The sequence below is a fragment of the Thalassobacterium maritimum genome, from assembly GCF_031127805.1.
Lineage (GTDB): Bacteria > Verrucomicrobiota > Verrucomicrobiia > Opitutales > Coraliomargaritaceae > Thalassobacterium > Thalassobacterium maritimum.
In genome coordinates this window covers 1-2,870 of record NZ_JARXHW010000107.1, presented here as the reverse complement: position 1 = coordinate 2,870, position 2,870 = coordinate 1, and the positions used below count along the sequence as shown (strand labels likewise).

Here is a 2,870-nt window from a genome sequence, read left to right as displayed (position 1 = left end):
GGTATCCCCGGGAAGGGTTTCTACTAGATTTGCCCGATATAGGATCATTAAGTAGACCAGAGCAACTATAGGACGGAATCTGTTCATTTTACTTACCCAACGTAGAACTGACTCGATGGCGCGTTAGCGACATTGAGTCTAGTGACTGGTTCTGTTTATTTAAATAGTGCTTTAGAGCCAATCCGACAATTCAACTCTTCTGCATGCTCAATGGCTCTTTGGTGTTCAGCCACTTTGCTAATGATCAGCTCGGCGTCATCTTGGGAGAATGATTCAATCGGGTTATTGTTTTCATCTACGTAAAGTGCTCGTTGCCGCATAGTTTCTAGCTCTCGGGCAATGGACTTATCTATGTGAAAGCCATGCTTCACCTTCTCATGGTTGCCGATAGCTCTATGCCTACTCGTATATGCTGTTTTTTCGTGTTTTCGAAAAGCAGCTTTGTAGATGCTTTCAGGTATTAACTTTGTGTAGTAATCCGCTGCAATCTGTGACTTTCCAAGCTCTTCGTAAGACATAATTGCTAAAGCAGCTGCCCTTGGGTAAAACCCATTCTCATTTAATAAGATAGCTTCTTGTAGAAGACTAATGCTGTTTCTTTTACTTTTTCTAAAAACATCTAGCGCGGCCTGAGCTTTTTCGGGGTATTTAGACGAATCTAAGAATACTGCCTGCCCCCCGTTTTGTGATTTGGGCTTATCATCATCGTCAAATACTAAGAAGCACCCAGGCAATGGAATAAGCTCATCGATAAAATCTGGTAGCTTCATATTTTTACAGAACGGTGAGGTGTATCACGCAGTGAGCGCAGCGAACGGAGTTGATACGACCGACTGGATATACCCCGGGGCTGTTCCAATGCGCTCAATCTGACCGGTCGCCTCAGTGTTCATTTTTTTGATTCGGTTTGATTGGCTCAATATGGTTAGGGTTTGGATTCCTTCAATCTTCTTATCTGGTATTTTTTTAACCGCAGATGGATGCTAATTCACGCGGATCAAGATTCTTAAATCTGTGTAGATCAGCGTGAATCTGCGGTTCTAAATTCAGTTCACTTTTCTGTATATCGTAAAGGATGATCACGTAGAGGAGCGCAGCGACTCGGAGTTGATCACTCCGCCTTGATAGTCTCCTGCTTGTTTACGGCTGCTACGTATAGATGGCCATCGTATTCAGCTAAGATAGTTGTTGATCCTTTGCTTAGGCCGATGATCGGATGTTTCGGTTCTTCGTAGAGGATTGAAAACGTCCAATAGTCTTCTTTCTCGTCGATTACGTATGTAGAGCCATCAATCACACTTTGCTTAGGCCAATATGGGCTGTCTCGCTCTATTTTTTTTACTTCAATTTTTGTATACCCAAGAAGCATGGCTCTTTCAAATGTGGATGATCCCATCATAAGCTTCATTCTTGAGTTTCCTTCAATTCTAAGAACTTCGTGTAGCCTCCCGAAGTCTCTAGATTCGATAACTTCAACTACTCGCTTCTCAAAATCTGATTCTAATTCGGTATCAGCACTCAAGGTGCTAGTAATTGCGATGAGAGCGATGAGTGCTGATGCTATTTTCATTTTTTGACTATCGATGAGATGTGGCGACGGCGCTAGCCGTTGCCACGATCGACTGGTTCTGTGATTGGTTTTATCTGTGCTTGTGCAATTTTCCCAAGCTCGATTGCTTCTGCTAGATATTGTTCTATTTCTGATCGAGCCATTCTTTCGTATTCTTCAGGATTACTAGATGACTCGATTCCATTTAGATGGTGGTAGAAGTATTCACAATCTGTGGAGCAACTACTCGGATCAGTGTGATCTCCTGCACGTCGTAAATAATGACAAAAATCGATTCCCCCTTTCAGATAGTTGAGAGATATTAAGCCCAGTGCTGCTTCATCTAATTGGGCACTAGGTAGAGATTCAGTGTCTTGAACAGATTCTCCGATTGCTTTCCATGCTTCCGAAAAGTCGTTTGCTATAGATAAGTCTATTATCCACATCGGCGGTTGCTCTGTTCGAAGAATTTCTCGATCCGCCCAAGCCTTCCATGTCTCAGGTGAAATTGTCTCCGCATGGATGGCGGCCAAAAGTCCTATAGGAGGGTAGTTCATTTAGTTACAGAACGTGAAGGGGATGCGCGGAGAGTAGCGCGGCAGCGCTACTCGGAGTTGTCATCTCCCGCCTGGTTGGATCTTTTAATTTCTTCGATTACTCGATTGGTTTTAGTTTTTACGACCTCTCTCATGTCCATGAATTCATCTGGAATTGGAAGTCGTGCTATTAAGAATTCTTCCAGAGGCTTGTAGTCTCCTAAACCCCAACTCATAGAGACATTCTCTGACCACACTGATGACTGATTGCAGCCCCAGCAAATCGTCAGCTTGAGGATTTCTTTTTCTTTGGTGTAGCATCTCATTTCATGCACCGGATACATGCACATTGCTCCGATGCCTTCCTGCCTGAAGAACCAACTTAACTTCTCAAGAGCCTCAAGTAATTCTTCCTCTTCAGAGATTTCTTTGTGACCGATCCAATTCTCTTTTTGAGAGGCATATTCATAGTCGTAGGTTGGATCCATGAGGATGCACTCAATTCTATCAATTCGTTTGATTTGTTCTAAGACTTCTATAGCAGCTTGATGTTTAATGATGGAATCATCGACACTTGCAGAGATGCTTTCTTTTGTTGCTGCTGGGGCAGCAAATGGGTCTGTGATTTCCTCTTCCGCAAGCAAGGATGTGAGAAGGAAGAATGGGATCAGTTTTTTCATTCAATTATCCAACTTAAAGTGTTGTAGGCTGGAAGCTCCGCTTTCTGCTTACAACCTGTTGGACTAAGCCGTGCGGGTGTGCTTTACGGGGTAAGGGGATTGTTC

At 43.3% G+C, this 2,870-nt stretch carries 4 protein-coding genes; all 4 read right to left on the bottom strand.

Going from position 1 to position 2,870, the window contains the following annotated elements; translation table 11 throughout:
- Window positions 1-155 precede the first annotated feature (155 nt).
- Window positions 156-770: an AbiV family abortive infection protein gene (locus QEH52_RS19230; RefSeq protein WP_308952579.1), complete on the bottom strand. Its 615-nt coding sequence runs from the start codon at window positions 768-770 to the stop codon at window positions 156-158.
- Between the two features lie 341 nt (window positions 771-1,111).
- Window positions 1,112-1,570, bottom strand: coding sequence for a hypothetical protein (locus QEH52_RS19225; protein ID WP_308952578.1), 459 nt, complete (start codon window positions 1,568-1,570; stop codon window positions 1,112-1,114).
- A gap of 32 nt (window positions 1,571-1,602) precedes the next feature.
- On the bottom strand, window positions 1,603-2,106 hold the full coding sequence (locus tag QEH52_RS19220) for a hypothetical protein (protein WP_308952577.1): 504 nt from the start codon (window positions 2,104-2,106) through the stop codon (window positions 1,603-1,605).
- Window positions 2,107-2,153: 47 nt separating this feature from the next.
- A complete protein-coding gene (locus tag QEH52_RS19215) occupies window positions 2,154-2,765 on the bottom strand; it encodes a hypothetical protein (RefSeq protein WP_308952576.1) in 612 nt (203 codons plus the stop codon).
- Between the last annotated feature and the right edge of the window lie 105 nt (window positions 2,766-2,870).

Bases quoted from the DNA above. Each gene is read 5' to 3' on its own strand.
- QEH52_RS19230 (WP_308952579.1), bottom strand. From the start codon at position 770: ATGAAGCTACCAGATTTTATCGATGAGCTTATTCCATTGCCTGGGTGC.
- QEH52_RS19225 (WP_308952578.1), bottom strand. From the start codon at position 1,570: ATGAAAATAGCATCAGCACTCATCGCTCTCATCGCAATTACTAGCACC.
- QEH52_RS19220 (WP_308952577.1), bottom strand. From the start codon at position 2,106: ATGAACTACCCTCCTATAGGACTTTTGGCCGCCATCCATGCGGAGACA.
- QEH52_RS19215 (WP_308952576.1), bottom strand. From the start codon at position 2,765: ATGAAAAAACTGATCCCATTCTTCCTTCTCACATCCTTGCTTGCGGAA.